The sequence below is a fragment of the Kutzneria viridogrisea DSM 43870 genome (genome assembly GCF_000525635.1).
GTDB classification, from domain to species: domain Bacteria; phylum Actinomycetota; class Actinomycetes; order Mycobacteriales; family Pseudonocardiaceae; genus Kutzneria; species Kutzneria viridogrisea.
Genome location: NZ_CP007155.1, coordinates 2,492,143 through 2,508,385 on the forward strand (window position 1 = coordinate 2,492,143; position 16,243 = coordinate 2,508,385).

General features: G+C 71.0%; 16 protein-coding genes. 11 read left to right on the top strand and 5 right to left on the bottom strand.

What is annotated here, in order from left to right:
• Positions 1–29: 29 nt before the first annotated feature.
• Together KALB_RS11380 and KALB_RS11385 are read left to right on the top strand one after the other, a co-directional pair.
• Positions 30–1,271 carry an RNA polymerase sigma factor gene (locus KALB_RS11380; protein ID WP_025355847.1) on the top strand — a complete coding sequence of 414 codons (1,242 nt, stop codon included), beginning with the start codon at positions 30–32 and terminating at the stop codon, positions 1,269–1,271.
• Positions 1,272–1,312: 41 nt separating this feature from the next.
• Positions 1,313–1,888: a TetR/AcrR family transcriptional regulator gene (locus tag KALB_RS11385; protein WP_030109744.1), complete on the top strand. Its 576-nt coding sequence runs from the start codon at positions 1,313–1,315 to the stop codon at positions 1,886–1,888.
• Between the two features lie 3 nt (positions 1,889–1,891).
• Here the strand turns inward: KALB_RS11385 and KALB_RS11390 are convergent, their stop codons facing one another.
• Entirely contained in the window at positions 1,892–2,887 is a 996-nt protein-coding gene (locus KALB_RS11390) for an agmatine deiminase family protein (RefSeq protein ID WP_025355849.1), read from the bottom strand.
• 85 nt (positions 2,888–2,972) lie between these two features.
• Here KALB_RS11390 and KALB_RS11395 point away from each other — a divergent pair, with 85 nt between their 5' ends.
• Positions 2,973–3,434, top strand: coding sequence for an RDD family protein (locus KALB_RS11395; protein WP_025355850.1), 462 nt, complete (start codon positions 2,973–2,975; stop codon positions 3,432–3,434).
• Positions 3,435–3,437: 3 nt separating this feature from the next.
• Here KALB_RS11395 and KALB_RS11400 read toward each other — a convergent pair whose 3' ends face one another.
• Positions 3,438–4,646, bottom strand: a complete 1,209-nt coding sequence (locus KALB_RS11400) for a PucR family transcriptional regulator (RefSeq protein WP_025355851.1) — start codon at positions 4,644–4,646, stop codon at positions 3,438–3,440.
• Positions 4,643–5,287, bottom strand: a complete 645-nt coding sequence (locus tag KALB_RS11405; RefSeq protein WP_025355852.1) for a TetR/AcrR family transcriptional regulator — start codon at positions 5,285–5,287, stop codon at positions 4,643–4,645. The genes KALB_RS11400 and KALB_RS11405 overlap by 4 nt, the downstream gene beginning before the upstream one ends.
• Before the next feature lie 165 nt (positions 5,288–5,452).
• Between KALB_RS11405 and KALB_RS11410 the strand changes: the two genes are divergently transcribed.
• Positions 5,453–6,796, top strand: a complete 1,344-nt coding sequence (locus tag KALB_RS11410; RefSeq protein WP_025355853.1) for a serine hydrolase domain-containing protein — start codon at positions 5,453–5,455, stop codon at positions 6,794–6,796.
• On the top strand, positions 6,793–8,673 hold the full coding sequence (locus KALB_RS11415) for a S9 family peptidase (protein ID WP_025355854.1): 1,881 nt from the start codon (positions 6,793–6,795) through the stop codon (positions 8,671–8,673). The genes KALB_RS11410 and KALB_RS11415 overlap by 4 nt, the downstream gene beginning before the upstream one ends.
• On the opposite strand, the gene KALB_RS11420 is transcribed toward KALB_RS11415, so the two are convergent.
• Positions 8,657–9,508 (bottom strand): serine hydrolase, encoded by an 852-nt coding sequence (locus KALB_RS11420; RefSeq protein ID WP_025355855.1) that lies wholly within the window; start codon positions 9,506–9,508, stop codon positions 8,657–8,659. The two genes, KALB_RS11415 and KALB_RS11420, sit on opposite strands and share 17 nt — an antisense overlap.
• Before the next feature lie 121 nt (positions 9,509–9,629).
• Between KALB_RS11420 and KALB_RS11425 the strand changes: the two genes are divergently transcribed.
• The 6 genes from KALB_RS11425 to KALB_RS11450 all read left to right on the top strand — a co-directional run bounded on the left by KALB_RS11425 (position 9,630) and on the right by KALB_RS11450 (position 15,655).
• Complete coding sequence (locus KALB_RS11425) at positions 9,630–10,688, top strand: M20 family metallopeptidase (RefSeq protein WP_236650336.1); 1,059 nt, start codon at positions 9,630–9,632, stop codon at positions 10,686–10,688.
• Complete coding sequence (locus tag KALB_RS11430) at positions 10,685–11,392, top strand: GNAT family N-acetyltransferase (RefSeq protein ID WP_035967954.1); 708 nt, start codon at positions 10,685–10,687, stop codon at positions 11,390–11,392. Before KALB_RS11425 ends, KALB_RS11430 begins: the two co-directional genes overlap by 4 nt.
• A complete protein-coding gene (menC, locus tag KALB_RS11435) occupies positions 11,389–12,498 on the top strand; it encodes an o-succinylbenzoate synthase (RefSeq protein WP_025355857.1) in 1,110 nt (369 codons plus the stop codon). The genes KALB_RS11430 and menC overlap by 4 nt, the downstream gene beginning before the upstream one ends.
• A gap of 91 nt (positions 12,499–12,589) precedes the next feature.
• Positions 12,590–13,669, top strand: coding sequence for an HNH endonuclease signature motif containing protein (locus tag KALB_RS11440; RefSeq protein WP_025355858.1), 1,080 nt, complete (start codon positions 12,590–12,592; stop codon positions 13,667–13,669).
• 720 nt (positions 13,670–14,389) lie between these two features.
• A complete protein-coding gene (locus KALB_RS49795; protein WP_025355859.1) occupies positions 14,390–14,908 on the top strand; it encodes a GNAT family N-acetyltransferase in 519 nt (172 codons plus the stop codon).
• A 51-nt stretch (positions 14,909–14,959) separates the two neighbouring features.
• Complete coding sequence (locus tag KALB_RS11450) at positions 14,960–15,655, top strand: DsbA family protein (RefSeq protein ID WP_158510735.1); 696 nt, start codon at positions 14,960–14,962, stop codon at positions 15,653–15,655.
• Positions 15,656–15,703: 48 nt separating this feature from the next.
• Here the strand turns inward: KALB_RS11450 and KALB_RS11455 are convergent, their stop codons facing one another.
• On the bottom strand, positions 15,704–16,240 hold the full coding sequence (locus KALB_RS11455; RefSeq protein ID WP_025355861.1) for a dihydrofolate reductase family protein: 537 nt from the start codon (positions 16,238–16,240) through the stop codon (positions 15,704–15,706).
• Positions 16,241–16,243: the final 3 nt, after the last annotated feature.

Genomic DNA, 16,243 nt, shown 5'->3' on the forward strand with positions numbered 1-16,243 from the left:
CGGGCCGTCGGGTGATCTGATCGGTCACCGTGACGACCTCCGCTACCCACGAGGCCATCGACGCGGTCTGGCGGATCGAGTCCGCCCGGCTCATCGCGGGGCTCGCGCGCCTGGTGCACGATGTCGGCCTTGCCGAGGAACTGGCCCAGGACGCACTGGTCGCCGCCCTGGAGCAGTGGCCGGACTCGGGCGTGCCGAAGAACCCGGGCGCCTGGCTGATGGCCGTGTCCAAGCGGCGGGCGATCGACCTGTTCCGCCGCAACGAGCGGTTGCGGGACAAGGTCGCCGAGCTGGCCCGTGACCTGGACGCGCAGCCGACCGAGCCGGACCCGCAGAGCATCGGCGACGACCTGCTGCGGCTGGTGTTCGTGTCCTGCCACCCGGTGCTGTCCACCGAGGCCCGGGTGGCGCTGACCCTGCGGCTGCTCGGCGGGCTGACCACCGAGGAGATCGCGCGGGCCTTCCTGGTGCCCGCACCGACCATCGCGCAGCGCATCGTGCGCGCCAAGCGGACCCTGAGCAGCAAGGGCGTGCCCTTCGAGGTGCCCGGTTCCGACGAGCTCGGCCCGCGGCTGGCCTCGGTACTCGAAGTGATCTACCTGGTGTTCAACGAGGGCTACTCCGCCACTGCGGGACAGGACTGGATGCGCCCCGAGCTGTGCGCGGAGGCGCTGCGACTGGGCCGGGTGCTGGCCGAGCTCGTACCGAAGGAGCCCGAGGTGCACGGGCTGGTCGGCCTGATGGAGATCCAGGCCTCGCGCACCCGTGCCCGTACCGGCCCGGACGGCGCGCCGGTGCTGCTGCTCGACCAGGACCGCGGGCGGTGGGACCACGTGCTGATCCGGCGCGGGCTCGCCGCGTTGCAACGCGCGCAGGACTGCGGCGGGCCGCTGGGGCCGTACTGGTTGCAGGGGTCGATCGCCGCCTGCCACGCCCAGGCCCGCACCGCTGAGGAGACGGACTGGGAGCGCATCGCCGCCCTGTACGGGCTGCTGGCCGAGGTGTCCCCGTCGCCGATCGTGGAGCTGAACCGCGCGGTGGCGGTGGGCATGGCGCGGGGGCCCGCGGCGGGGCTCGCGCTCGTGGACGAACTGGCCGATGTGCCCGCGCTGCACAACTACCACCTGCTGCCCAGCGTGCGCGGTGACCTGCTGGCCAAGCTGGGCCGGGACGAGGAGGCGCGCCGCGAGTTCACCCGCGCCGCCGGGCTGACCAGCAACGAGCGGGAGCGGGCGTTCCTGCTGGCTCGCGCAGGGGACCCGGTTGACTGAAAATCCGGTCAGCCAGCGAGGGACGTGACAGAGTGGGACGGGTGAGCGCTACTGGTGATCGTCGGACCGCTTTGCTGGAGGCCGCCTGCCGGATGATCGCCCTGCGCGGGGTGCGCGGGCTGCGGGTGGACCAGGTGGCTCGCGAGGCCGAGGCCTCCACAGCCCTGATCTACTACCACTTCAAGAACCGGCAGGGCCTGCTCGCGGCCGTGGTGGAGTTCGTCAGCGAGCGCGCGTTCGGCTACGCGGACGCCCCAGGTGGGCGCACCGCCCGCGACCGGGTGATCGACCAGTTGCAGCTGGAGTTCCAGGACACCGACGCGGTCATCGAGAACTCCGCGGTGTGGGGCGAGCTCCGGGCCGCCTCGGTGTTCGACCGGGAGCTGCGCGAGGTGGTGCGCGAGCAGACCGGCCGCTGGGTCGGTGATCTGGAGCAGGCCATCGCGAACGGTCAGGACGAGGGCAGCTTCGCCGCGGCGGTCATCGCCGAGGACACGGCGGTCCGGCTCACCGCCCTGGTGGAGGGACTGGCCCCGCGCTGGCTGTCCGGGTTGATCACCACCGCGCGGGTGCACGAATTGCTGGAGACCGCGGTCGCCAACGAGTTGGACGCCTGAGGCTCAGCCCACGGGCTGGTGCTGGGTCGCGCAGTGGATGCCGCCGCCACCCTCGGCCAGGGTGTCGATCTCCACGGCGACCACCTCCCGGCCCGGGTGCAGCTCGCGCAGGATGCCCGCGGCCCGGTCGTCGGCGGCGGGGTCGCCGAACCTCGGCATGATCACCGCGCCGTTGACCAGGGCGAAGTTGGTATAGGACGGCAGGAAGTCCTTGCCGCGGCGGCCCGGGTCGGCCGCGGGCAGGTCCACCACGGTCAGCGGGCGGCCCGCCATGTCGGTGCTGCCGCGCAGGACCTCCGCCGCCTGCTCGGCCGCCCGCGACCAGACGTCCGGGCGCGCGCCGTCCGCCGGTCGGTCCAGCAGTACCACGCCGGGGCCCGCGAACCGGGCCAGCGCGTCGATGTGGCAGTCGGTGATGTCCAGACCCCGCACGCCGGGAACCCAGATCACCTTGCGCACGCCGAGGGTCAGCTTGAGCGCGTCCTCGATCTCGGCACGGCCGCGGCCGGGGTTGCGGTTGTCGTTGACCAGTGAGCTCTCGGTGGCCAGCAGGGTGCCCTCGCCGTCCACCTCCAGCGAGCCGCCCTCGGCCACGATCGGCGCCGGGATCCGCGGCAGCCCGTCCGCCGCGAGCAGGCGCTGGGCCACCAGCGCGTCCTCGCGGTGCACCTGCTTGCCGCCCCAGCCGTTGAAGTGGAAGTCCACTCCGGACAGTCCACTCGGGCCGGTGACGAAGGTGGGGCAGGTGTCGCGTGCCCACAGGTCGTCCACCGGGATCGGCAGCACGCTGACCTCGGGCCCGCACAGCCGCTGTGCGCGGCCGAGCTGGGCGGGCCCGGCCAGCATGGTGACCGGCTCGTACCGGGCGATCACCCGTGCCAGCCGGGCGAGGTCCGCGCGGACCCCGGGCAGGCCCAGTCCCCAGACGCGACGCCGGGCGGGCCAGCACATGATCGTGCGGGCGTGCGGCTCCCACTCGGCCGGTCTGGTCCAGGTCACGGCCCGAGCATAGCACTGACTGAAAATTCAGTCAGGATTTGTGTATCGGCACTCACCCGGCGGTGGTGTGGTGCATCATGCCCCGGTGGGGGACAAGCAGAGCACTGTCGACGTGGCCCTGGTGCGCACTCGCGATGTACGGCACCTGCGCGAGTGGGGCCCGCCGCAGGGGGAGCGGCTGCCCTCCTCGCACGGCAGTGACGGTGACCCCCGCTATCCCTCGCCGCGGGCGCTGCGCAACGTGCTTGCGTTCACCGTCGACTTCTTGCTGCACGTGCTCCTGGCTTTCGGGGTCACTGCCGCCTTCCTACACAGCCCTCGGCTGTCCGGTCTCTGGGCGGTGGGGGCGATCGGCGGCTTCCTGCTGTGCTCGATCGGGCACCGGATCTTCGTGCAGCGGCTGACCGGGGCCAGCCTCGGCAAGGCGCTGACCGGGCTGCGCTTCGTGCGCGAGGACACCGGCGGCAGGCCCACGGTCTGGCAGCTCACCAGGAACTGGCTGGTGGGCGTTTTCGTCGTGGCCGCCACGGTGCTGAGCGGGTTCTGACCCTCACGGCCCGCCGGGTGGCAGCCGCAGGTGCAGCATGATCGCGAAACGCTGCTCGGGGTCAGCCAGGTCCACCCCGCCGACCTCGCGGATCCGGCGCAACCGGTAGCGGAAGGTGCTCGGGTGCACGTGCACGGCAGCGGCTGCCGCGTTGACGTCCCCGAAGGCGTCCAACCAGGCGCGCAGGCTGGGCACCAGCTGTGCTGCGTGCTGGGCGTCGTAGGCGCGCAGGCTGGCCAGTGGCCCGGTCGGTGGTTGCGGCTCGCTGCGTGCCCGGTCGGACAACTCCAGCAGCAGCGCCCTGGGATACACCTCGCCGATGCGCGCCACCCGCCGGGATCCGCCCTCCTGCCAGGCGACCCGCAGTGCGCGGTCGGCGTCGACCCGGCACCGGGCCAGTTCGGCCACGTCCCCGGCGACCCGGCTGATGCCGATCGCACAGCGGGTCCGGCTCCCGGTGCGTTGCAGGAACTCCAGCGCCACCTGCTGGGCGTGCGACTCGGCGTCCCCGCACGCGGCGGGCACCGGCAGCAGGCCGTAGGCGAGGGTGCCCAGCGGGGCGCACACCGCCTGTGGGTGCAGCGCCGACAGGTGCACCGACAGCGCGTCGGCAAGGCGGTGCCGGTCCGCCTCGGCCTGCGCCCTGGGCAGTCCGGGGCTGCGAATTCCCAGTGCCAGCACGGTGATCGGCCCGACTGGCAGCTCCAGCCTGCCGGCCGCCTCGAACGCCTCGGGGCCGCCGTCCAGCGTGGTGGCCACCAGTTCGGTGCGCAGCCTGCGCTCCACGTCGGCGTCCACCCGTTGCCGCAACATGGCCAGGGCCACCAACTCGGTGGACTCGGCGAAGGCCCGTGTCCGGGCGGGTTCGGGACGACTCCCGACCGCCGCCCATATCGTGCCCAGGATCTCCTCGCCCGCGCGGACCGCCACCGCCAACCGCGCCACGCCCAGTTCGGCCAGCTCCAGGTAGACGGCCTCGCGGCTGCGGTAGATCTCGGTGAGGATCCCGCGCTCCTCCAGGACCCGCCGGTAGCACTCGGGTACCTGGCGGCTCAGGATGGTCTGCACCCTCGGTTCGTCCGCAGTGGACAGATGACCGGAGAAGGCCAGCACCCGGCCGGTCAGGTCCTCGATCGTCACCGGCGCGCGCACCAGGGCGTCGATCGCGCCCGCGAGGGAGAACAGGTCGCCGCCCGGCGCGCTGGTGATCACGGCTCGACCCGGTCCAGGATCAGGTCCAGGCCGTACTCGAACGCCTGTTGCTGGGTGAACTCGGGCAGGTCGTCGGCCAGGGAGTGCATGGCGGGGTAGCGGTCCGCGGGCAGTTCGGTCAGTGTGGCGCGCAGCTTCGGCCAGTGCTGCGGGTCCTCGTCGAACTGCTGGCCGTACGGGTACATCACGGCCGAGCCCAGGGTGTACCGCATGAGCGTGGCCGCGGTGCCCACGGCCTCGCGCCTGCTCGTCCCGGCTGACAACAGGATCGCGAAGACCGTCTCGCTGAACATCATTTCCCGGTCCGCGGACGACTGCCGACCCATGCTGACCTTGGTCAGTTCGGGGTTGGCCACCAGCAGGTGGAACAAGCGCACCATCAGCGCGCGCAGCCCCGGCAGCCCGGCGGTGGCCGGGTCGGGCAGTTCGATCTCCCCGAGCAACTCCTCGAAGACGCCGGCGAGCAGGTCGTCCTTGCTGGGGACGTGCGTGTAGAGCGCCATCGGCCGCACGTCCAGCCGTGCCGCGACGGCGCGCACCGTCACCGCATCCAGTCCTTCGGCGCGCATCAGCTCCAGTGCCGCGCGCACGATCGTCGCGCGGTTGAGCCCGCCGCGCGGTGCGCGGGTCCGTCCGGTCATCGTTCTCCCAACTCGGTGGTGGACAATTTACCGTACGTGTACGTTATGGCCAACGGGCAGTTTCCGCGACCGCGACCAATCGGTGGTTCTCCGTTCCTCCGCAACGAGGATTCGGGGCGCTCGGACCCGCCGTAGGTTGGCGGCACCGTCAGTTGAGGAGGGGTCATGACGCGAGCGGCTGAGGTAGCCGAGTGGATCACGAAGAACCTGCCTGACCTGGTGGCCGAGCACGGTGTGCCCGGCGCGCAGATCGCCGTGCTGGTGGACGGGGAGGTCGTGGACACGGCCGCCGGGGTGGTCAGCAAGGCGACCGGCGTGCCGGTGACCACCGACGCGGTGTTCCAGATCGGGTCGATCACCAAGGTGTGGACGGCGACCCTGGTGCAGCAGTTGGTCAACGAGGGGCTGTTGGACCTGGACCGCCCGGTGCGGGACTACCTGCCGGAGTTCGTGGTGGCCGACGAAGCCGCCTCCGCGACGATCACCACCCGGCAGCTGCTCTGCCACGTCTCGGGCGTCGAGGGCGACCTGTTCACCGACACCGGGGCCAACGAGGACGCCGTGCAGCGCTACGTCGGCACGCTCGCCGACGCCGCGCAGCTGTTCCCACCCGGTGAGCGGTTCTCCTACTGCAACAGCGGTTACGTCGTGCTCGGCCGGCTGGTCGAGGTCCTGCGCGGCAAGCCGTTCAACACCGCGCTGCGCGAGCAGCTGATCACGCCGCTGGGCCTGGAGCACGTGGCCACGCACATCGGCGAGGCCATCCTGGAGCTGCCCGCGATCGGCCACGTCGGCAAGGACGTGCTGCCCGCGCCGGTCTACTCGCTCACCCCGTCGAACGCACCCGCCGGGGCCGTGCTGTCGATGCGGGCGCGCAGCCTGCTCGGGTTCGTGCGGATGCACCTGTCCGACAGCGCTTTTGACGGCATGCGCGAGCCCCAGGTTGACCTGCCGCCGCTGGACCTGATGGGCGGCCACTGGGGTCTGGGCTGGATGCTGTTCGACTACCCCGGTGGAACCGTGATCGGCCACGACGGTGGCACGCTCGGGCAGTCCGCGTTCCTGCGCGTGGTGCCCGAGGCGGGGGTCGCCGTCGCCATGTTGACCAACGGCGGTGACGTGCTCGCCCTGTACCGCAAGGTGTTCGGGCACCTGCTCGGCGAGCTGGCCGGGGTGCGACTGCCCGAACTCGCCCAGGTCCCCGCCGAGCCCGAGCCGATCGACGCGCACCGGACCGCGGGCACCTACCGGTCCACGATGCTCGACTTGGAGCTGGAGGTCCGCGAGAACGGCAGCGCCTGGCTGACCATGATCCCCCGCACGCCCGAGGCCAAGGTGCTGCTCGGGGAGGTCGAGCCGGTCGAACTGGTGCGGCTGGACGAGAACCGGCTGATCTCCACGAAGCAGGAGATGGGACGGCACTCGGTGTACGTGCTCGTCGGCGAGGACTCGCAGGGCAGGGCCAGGTACCTGCACAACGGCCGTGCCGTGGCGAGGGCAGCTGAATGAGCCGCAGGCATGAGCTGGCCGACTTCGACCTGGTCGAGCTGCCGGCCGACCCGACGATCTCGCCGGACGGTCGGCAGGTCGTCTACGTGCTGCGGACCACCGACACCGAGCTGGATCGCGATGTCAGTGCACTGTGGACGGTCGATGTGGACGGTGGCCCGCCGCGTCGCCTCACCAACGGACCGAACGACACCAGCCCGCGCTTCTCCCCGGATGGCGGCAGCGTGGCCTTCCTGCGCGATTCCCAGCTGTGGTTGCTGCCCGTGCACGGTGGGGAGCCGCGGGCGATCACCGCGCTGCCGCTGGGCGCGGGCACCCCGGTGTGGAGCAACGACGGCAGCCGAATCGCCTTCTCCGCTCCGGTCAACACAACCGGCGAACAAGACAGCGACCCGCTGGTGATCGACCGCCTCGGCTACAAGACCGACGGGGCTGGGATGCTGCGCGGCCTGCGCAAGCACCTGCACGTGGTCGGGCTGGACGGTGCCGAGCCGCAGCAGCTGACCAGCGGGGATTTTCACGCGGGGGACCCGAGTTGGGCCCCGGACGACTCCGCGCTGGCCTTCGCGCGGGCTGGTGGGGCCGACACCGAACTGACCCAGGAGTCCAGTGCGTACGTGCTGCGCCTGGACGGCTCCGCGCCGGAGCCGGTGGCCAGTGGGCTCGCCACCGTCGGCGCGGTCACGTGGGGTGTGCGCGGGCTCCTGCTGATCGGTCTGGTCAAGGTCGGTCCGGACAATCCCGTGCTGGCCCTCGTCGACGACCAGACGCGTTACCTGACAACGGATCTGGACCGTGCCGTGATGCCGGGCGGTCCGGGCTACCCCGGCGCGCTGCCCAGGACCCGGCCCGACGGTGAGGTCCTGTTCTGCGCGCGGGACCGCGGCTGCACCCACCTGTACGGTTCGGGGCGCAAGATCGTCGGCACGGACACCAGCCAGGTCAACGGGCTTTCCCTCTGCGCCGAAGGCAGGTTCGCGGTCACGATCGTGTCCACACCGGACAGTTTCGGCGAGGTGCTGCTGGTCGACCTGGACACCGGCGAGCAGCGGCGGCTCACCAACCACACCGAGGCCGTTTTCCCTGACGTGGAGCCGTTCCGGCCGGAACAGCGGGTGTTCCGGATCAGTGACGGCACCGAGGTGCACGGCTGGCTCCTGCGGGACCCGGACCGCTCGGGACCCGCACCGCTGCTGGTGGACGCGCACGGTGGCCCGCACAACTCGTGGAGCCCCACCCGTGATCCCGTGCACGCCTACCACCAACTGCTGGTGGCGCGGGGCTGGGCCGTGCTGCTGCTCAATCCCAGGGGCAGCGACGGATACGGCAACGCCTTCCGCACGGCGGCGATCGGGGCTTGGGGTGAGGCCGACGAGAACGACTTCCTGGAGCCGATCGACCAACTCGTCGCCGAGGGCGTGGCCGACGCCGATCGGCTCGCGCTGACCGGCTACAGCTACGGCGGCTACCTGAGTTGCTGGCTGCCCACCCGCACCGACCGGTTCCGCGCGGTGGTCGCGGGCGGTGTCGTGTCGGACCTGGTCAGCATGGCGGGCACCTCCGACGCGGGCTACGAGCTCTGCGGGATCGAGCTGGGCAGCCAGCCCTGGGAACAGCGCGAGCGCTACGCCAGGCTGTCCCCGATCAACCACGTCGACCGGGTCAACACGCCGACCTTGGTGCTGCACGGCGGTTCCGACGAACGCTGCCCGGTCGGCCAGGCCGAGCAGTGGTTCGCCGCCCTGCGGGCACGCGGGGTGCCGACCCGGCTCGTGCTGTACCCGGGCGGCGGGCACCTGTTCATCCTGAACGGGCGCCCCTCGCACCGGATCGACTACAGCCGCCGCGTGATCGACTGGCTCACCGCGCACCCCTGAGCGATTCCACGGCAGCCCGCGCCGACGCGCCGATCACCGCGTCCAGCGCGGGCTGCCGGTGTGCCCGGCTGGCCGAGCGGGTGAACACCGCCACGGCGTAGGCGCGGCCGTCCGGGTAGGTCACGACGCCGACCTCGTTGTGCAGCCCCGGGATCGTGCCCGTCTTGCCCGCCACCGCCACCTCGTCGGGAAAGCCCGCGCTGAGCCGGTGTGGCCAGACCTGCTTGCCCAGCACCGCGCGCAGCTCCGGGTCCGGCCAGACCTGTGCCAGCAGTGAGGTGATCTCGCGCGGGGTGCCCGAGGTCGTGCGTTCCGGGTCGTACACCGACAGGTCCCCGTCGAAGGTGGCTTCCGCCAGCTGGGCGAGGGCCGTTTCCAGGTCCAGGCCCAGGTCCTCGGCCACGCTGGCGAACAGGTCCTCGCAACCGCCGATGAGCCTGGTCCTGGTCAGCCCGAGGCTCGCCAGCACCTCGTGCACCCGGTCCAGCCCGAGCCGTGCCAGCAGTACGTCGGTGGCCGCGTTGTCGCTCATGCTCATCATGAACAGCGCCACGTCCCGCCAGCTCATCTCCACGTCGTCGGCGCAGCCCGCGGTGCCGATCCCGCCGATCCGGTGGCGCGGGCCGATCCTGACCCGTTCGGCCGGGTCCAGTTCGCCCGCCGCGACCGCCCGCAGGTAGGTGACCAGCACCGGCAGCTTGAACACCGAGGCCAGCACCACCGGCTCGTCCGGGTCGAGGCCGATCTCGCGGTCCCCGTCGAGCTCCCGTGCGTGCACCCAGCCCCGTGCGCCGATCCGGTCGAACAAGGCGGCGAGGTCCTCACTGGTTGTCATGGCGTCACAGTAGGAACAACCGGCTGACCTGCGACTCCACGCAGCGCACCAACCGGTGGGGGCCGGTTCGTCGGATCGCACGAAGCAGCGGGCCGCGCCGCCGACCTAGGGTGGGCCGGTGCTGGAGAACATGCTCGCTGACCTGGCCGCACTGGTCGGGGTCGAATCCCCGTCGGCGGACCCCGCCGCGCTCGCCCGCTGCGCCGAGGTGGTCGCCGACCTCGGCGAGCGCCTGACCGGGCTCGCGCCGCAGCGGGTCGGACCGCACCTGCTGTGGCGGTACTCGGCCCGGACCGAGGTGCTCGTCCTCGGCCACTACGACACGGTGTGGCCGCTGGGCACGCTCGCCCGCTGGCCGTTCTCGGTCACCGAAGGCGTGGCCACCGGGCCAGGCTGCTTCGACATGAAGGCCGGTCTGGTGCAGGCTTTCCACGCTCTGTCCACTTTGGACAGTCTGGACGGGGTCGCGGTACTGGTCACCGCGGACGAGGAGATCGGCTCGCCGGGGTCGCGCCCGCTGATCGAGGACACCGCGCGCGGGGCGCGGGCGGCCTTCGTGCTGGAGGCGAGCGCCGACGGTGGGGCGCTGAAGACCGCGCGCAAGGGCACGTCGATCTACCACCTGGAGGTGCAGGGCCTGGCCGCGCACGCGGGGCTGGAGCCCGAGCGCGGGGTCAACGCTACGATCGAGCTCGCCCACCAGGTGCTGGCGCTGTCCGCCATCGCGCGACCGGAACTCGGCACGACGGTCACGCCCTCGGTGGCCAGCGCGGGCACGACGGTCAACACCGTGCCCGCTGCCGCTCGCGTCTCGGTGGACGTGCGGACCAGTTCGCTGGCCGAGCAGCGGCGGGTGGACGAGGAGATCCGGTCGCTGTGTCCCGTACTGCCAGGGGCTCTGCTGCGACTGGACGGCGGGCCGAACCGCCCGCCGCTGGAGCGCAGCAGCTCGGCGGCGCTTTTCGAGCTGGCACAACAGGTCTCGGCCACGCCGCTGACCGAGGTCGCGGTCGGCGGCGCCTCGGACGGCAACTTCACGGCTGGGGTCGGAGTGCCCACTTTGGACGGTCTTGGCGCTGTCGGCGGTGGTGCGCATGCCGAGGGGGAGCACGTGGTCGTGGACCGGATGCCGGAACGGGCCGAACTGCTCGCCGCGTTGATCCGCAGGGTGCTGACGTGATCCGCGAGCTCACCGAGTTGTCCGAACACCGGGCCGCGGCCGAGCTGCTCACGAAGGTGTGGTCCCGGCAGTTGATCGACCCGGGGCTGATCACGGCGTTGTCGCGCTCCGGCAACTACGTTGGCGGGCTCGTCGAGGGCGGGGAACTGCTCGGGGCCGCGGTCGGGTTCTTCGGCGCTGACGGAGAACTGCACTCGCACGTGCTCGGTGTGCTGCCCGGTGCCCGCGGCGGTGGCGCCGGGCTGCGGCTGAAGCTGCACCAGCGGGACTGGGCGCTGGCTCGTGGGGTGTCGATCATCAGGTGGACCTTCGACCCACTGGTGCGGCGCAACGCCCACTTCAACATCACCCGGCTCGGTGCGCTGCCGTGCCGGTACGTGCCGGACTACTACGGGCCGATGGCTGACGAGATCAACGCCGGTGACCGGTCTGACCGGTTCCTGGTCGAGTGGGACCTGACCGGCGCTCCGCCGCCAGAACCGGAGCTCTTGGAGTTGTCAGGAACCGTTGTGCGGCAGGGGGAAACGCTGTTCGTGCGGGTACCCGAGGACATCGAGGCGCTGCGCAGGAACGATCCCGCCGCGGCCAACCGGTGGCGGATGGCGGTGCGTGCGGCAATGGCGGACGCGCAGGAATCCGGTTTCCGTGTGACCGGGATGAGCCGGTCCGGGTGGTACGTGCTGACCTCGGGAGGAACCTCGTGAAGATCACTGGAGTGGAGCTGCTCAGGGTCAGGATGCCGCTGCGAGCACCGTTTCGCACCTCGTTCGGCGTGGCGCACACCAGGGACGTGCTGCTGCTGAGGGTGGTCACGCCCGATGCCGAGGGCTGGGGCGAGTGTGTGGCGATGACCGAGCCGCTGTACTCCGCCGAGTACGTGGCGGGTGCGGCCTCCGTCATCGAGCGGTTCCTGCTGCCCGAACTGCTGCGGCTGCCGAGGATCACGCCCGGCGCGGTCGGTCCCGCGCTCGCCCGGTTCAAGGGGCACCCCATGGCCAAGGCCGCGCTTGAGATGGCCGTGCTGGACGCTTCCCTTCGGGCACAAGGTGTTTCGCTGGCCGATCACCTCGGAGCCGTGCGCGACCGCGTGCCTGCCGGGGTGTCCGTCGGGATCGCCGACTCGATCGGGCAGTTGCTGGACGAGGTGGCCGGTCACCTGGACCAGGGCTACCTGCGGATCAAACTGAAAATTCAGTCAGGCTGGGACGTGGAGCCCGTGCGTGCCGTGCGCGAGCGGTTCGGGGACGACCTGCTGCTCCAGGTCGACGCCAACGCGGCGTACGCGCTGACCGACGGCCGGCAACTGGCCCGGCTCGACGCGTTCGACCTGCTCATGATCGAACAGCCGCTCGCCGAGGACGACCTGAGCCAGCACGCGACGCTGGCCCGTCAGTTGAGGACCCCGATCTGCCTCGACGAGTCGATCGTCTCGGCCAAGGCGGCGGCCGACGCCATCTCGCTCGGTGCCTGCTCCATCGTCAACATCAAGCCCGGGCGGGTCGGCGGCTACCTCGAAGCCCGCAGGGTGCACGACGTGTGCCAGGCGCACGGGGTCGCCGTGTGGTGTGGAGGCATGCTGGAGACCGGGATCGGCCGCGCCGCCAACGTGGCGCTCGCCGGGCTGCCCGGGTTCGTGCTGCCCGGTGACACCTCGGCCTCGGACCGCTACTACACCCAGGACCTGACCGAGCCGTTCGTGCTCGACGGCGGGCATGTCGCCGTGCCTCGTGGCCCCGGGCTCGGGGTTGTGCCGCTGGGTGAGGTGCTGGCGGAGTTGACCGTGTCGAAGACCTGGTGTGCCGGCGGCTAGGTCGTTCCAGGTGCGTGGAATACCGCCCCGATTATTCGGCGCGCGCCGCTTTTCACCCTTCCGTGTCGACTATTCGGCGTAGAATGGTGGCATGGGGCAGAGGGAGATCGCGGAGCGGATGCTCGAGGTGTGGAAACGCCTCGCGTCCGCCGAATTCGATCTGCTCTGCTGCGCCGCCGAACTTGACGATCCCCACGAGATCGCGTTGTTGCTGCGCATTCCGCTCGGGAGGGCTCGTCGGCTTCAGGAGCAGGCGGCGGCAATGGATCGGCTGCCGGTGTTGGCCAGGTTGATGCGGGACGGGTTGCTGGACCTGGACCGATTCGAGGCCGTGCGGAAGCTGACCGAGAACCTGGACGAGGAGAAGGCCCGCCAGGTGGACGCCCGGCTGACCGGTGCCGCCGAACTGAACTCCAGGGAGTTGAGGGTCGAGGTCGGGCGGCTGGTGTGCCTGGTTGATCCACTCGGTGCGGAGATCCGGCACGTCAGGGCCGTGAAACGCTCCGAGGTGCGGTACAAGCCGATGCCTGATGGCATGGCGGAACTGACCGCATACCTGGACGCGGTGCGGGCGCGGCAGGTGTTCGACCAGATCACCGCCGACGCGGAGGCCCTGGACGACGACCGGTCCCGAGGCGAGAAGCAGGCCGATGTGTTCGTCGATCGGATGCTGGGCTCGGATCGACCGGTGACGGTGCGGACTGACGTGACCGTGTCCGCGCGGACGCTGCTCGGGTTGACCACCGATCCTGGATACATTGCGGGTGTCGGATACGTTGACGCGAGCTTGGCTCGCGAAATCGCCGCGCAGGGCGACTGGCGCAAAGTCCTCACCGACAAAGTCGGCATGCCGATCGGGGTCGGTCGGAAACGATACCGGCCGCCGAAGGCGTTGCGGGATTTCGTGATGGTCCGGGACCGGGTCTGTCAGGCACCAGGCTGTTTGCGGCCCGTCGCGGAATGCGAGATCGACCATGCGCGGGGCTTTGCCTCGGGCGGTTCGACAGATGAGCGCAATCTCGGGCCGTTCTGCGATGTGCACCATTACCTGAAGACCATCGGTCAGTACCGGTTCAGGCGGGATGCCGACGGGACCCGGCGGTGGACCACCCCGCTCGGATTCGAGTACGAGACCCGGCCGAGGGCCATTGCGGAGCCGGACCCGCCCTGACGGCTGGGAAAGGGCGCCAGGGCCAACGACCAGGCAAGAAACCCCCGAACCCCGGCCGCCGCCCGAAGCGGCTCCCAGCCAACGGCGAGCCGACAACGAACACGAAGCAACGAGCGCCACCCGAGGCAACCAACGGCTCAACCAGTGGCGGAGCAGCGGAGCTGGGGTCCGCCTCCTGTCCAAAGCCAGCAGTTGTGGCGGTCAGCGGCCCAACTGCCGTCGGGGCGACGTTGGTGCGCCCCGGCTGTCGTTGAAGGTGGTCAGTGGTGGTGATGGTGCGCTGAACCGGTGGCGGGCAGCGGAGCTGGGATCCGGCTGCCGTCTGAAGCCATCAGTGGTGGCGACCAGCGGCCCAACTGCCGCTGGGGCAACGTTGGTGCGTCCCGGCTGTCGTCCAAAGCCAGCAGTGGTGGCGACCAACGATCCAACCGCCGCCGGGGCGATATTGGCGCGCCCCACCTGCTGTCCAAAGCCACTAGCAGCGACCAACGACCCAACCGCCGCCGGGGCAACGGAGTCACGCCCCACCTGCCGTCCAAAGCCACCACCAGCAGCGACCACCGGAACAACGACCCCAGGATCCACCCCCCCCGTAACCCACCACCCCACCACCAGCGCCGAGCACCCCCGAAACGGCCCACCGACCAGCGAAACCGACCAGCGAGCCGACCAACCAAGCCAACCACCCAACCCAACCACCCAACTGCGAGCATCACGCCCATGCACGAGATCAAGCGGGCGACGGCGGAGGAACTGCTGGCAGCGGCGAAGGGGCTGGCGGGGTTGCTGGTGGACACGGTGGCAGCGGGCGCTTCGGTGGGTTTCCTGGCGCCGCTGGACCCTGAGGCGGCGGCGAACTGGTGGGCGGGTCTGGCGCCGGAGGTGTCGGCGGGGGCTACGGTGCTGTGGCTGGCGCTGGAGGACGGTGAGGTGCTGGGCACGGTGCAGTTGAGGCTGGCGGACAAACCGAACAGCAGGCACCGCGCGGACGTGGCGAAGCTGATCGTCCACCCGAGGGCGCGGGGTCGTGGACTGGGCAGGGAGTTGCTGGCGACCGCCGAGCGGGGAGCGCTGGCGGCGGGGCGGTCGACGCTGGTGCTGGACACGGAGACGGGTAGCCCGGCGGAGGGCGTGTACCGGTCGGCGGGGTGGATCGAGGTGGGGGTGATCCCGGATTACGCGACGGACGCGGCGGGGCGGCTGAAGTCGACGACGTACTTCTACAAGCTGCTGCGGTGAACCGAATGTCCCGCGCGGCCGTGGTCTTCGGTGAGCGGAAGGAGATCCACCGTGGGGAGCACAGTGGTGGCGGCGGCGCGGGGCACGACCAGGGGCAGGCGCGGCCTGCTGTGGGTGGCGGCCTTGGTGGTGATCGCGGTCGGCGTGCTCGGTGGCGTGCTGTACCAGGGCAGCCAGCAGTCGGCGGCGGTGGCGGGCGCCGACTTCCCGGCGGTGGTGGCTGAGGACGGGACGGTGGTGGCGGGCAGCGCGAACGCGCGGGCGAGTATCGACGTGTACGAGGACTTCCTGTGCCCGTACTGCCGCAAGGATCTGGAGCAGCGCTACGGCGACCAGTTGACCAAGGCCCTGGCCGCCGGCCAACTGAGGGTCACCTACCACCTGCTGAACCTGTTGGACCGGGAGTCGAACCCGGCGGGCTACTCGTTGCGCGCGGCGAACGCGGCGCTGGCGGCGGCGAAGGCGGGCCGGTTCGCGGCGTTCCACGCACTGCTCTACCGCGAGCAGCCCGGTGAGGGGCAGGGCGGTTACACCGAGGACCAGCTGATCGACATGGGCAGGCGGGTGGGGCTGACCGGTGACCAGTTCGCGGCCGAGGTGCACGGCGGCACGTACGCGGCGAAGATCCGTTCGGTGACGGACCGGGCCCGGGACGCCACGTTCTTCAAGGGCACGCCCACCGTGGTGATGAGCACCGTGCCGGTGGACATCGCCGACCCGAACTGGCTGGCCAGGCTCACCCGCTAGATGGCACTCCACAGCACGGCGCTGTGTGACGGCACCGCCCGGTACAGGTCAGGAGCTGGCTGCGGGAGTGTAGATCTGCTCGGTGCAGCCGTCCGGGAACGTCCGCGAGGACTGGAACTCGAACCGGCGGAACGCGCTGCCCTCCGCCGTCATCCGCACCCCGCTGCCGACGAGTCGCGGCACCGTGAGTACCCCCAACTGGGATACCGCGCCGATGGCCAGGAAGGCTTCCAGGGTCTGCTGGCCGCCGACCAGGTGGACGTCGCCGCCGAGGTCGGCTTCCGCCATCAGCTTGAGCAGCTGAGCCGGATCGGCCGCGGTGACCACGTCCTCGGGAGTGCCCTCGGGCAGTGGGCTGGAGGTCAGCACGAACACGCGTAGCCCCGGCCAGGGCCACTCGGGCGCGTCCAGTGCGGGCAGGAAGGTCGTCCGGCCCATCACCGCGCCCCGGCAGCTGGCCAGGAACTCCGGCAGTCCGTGCGAGGTGCGCCCGGCGAAGGTTGGCATCGACAGCTGCACCGGCCAGCCTTCCGGGGTGGTGATGTAGCCGTCGATGCTCACTGCCATGTGCGTCTTGATCCTCATGGT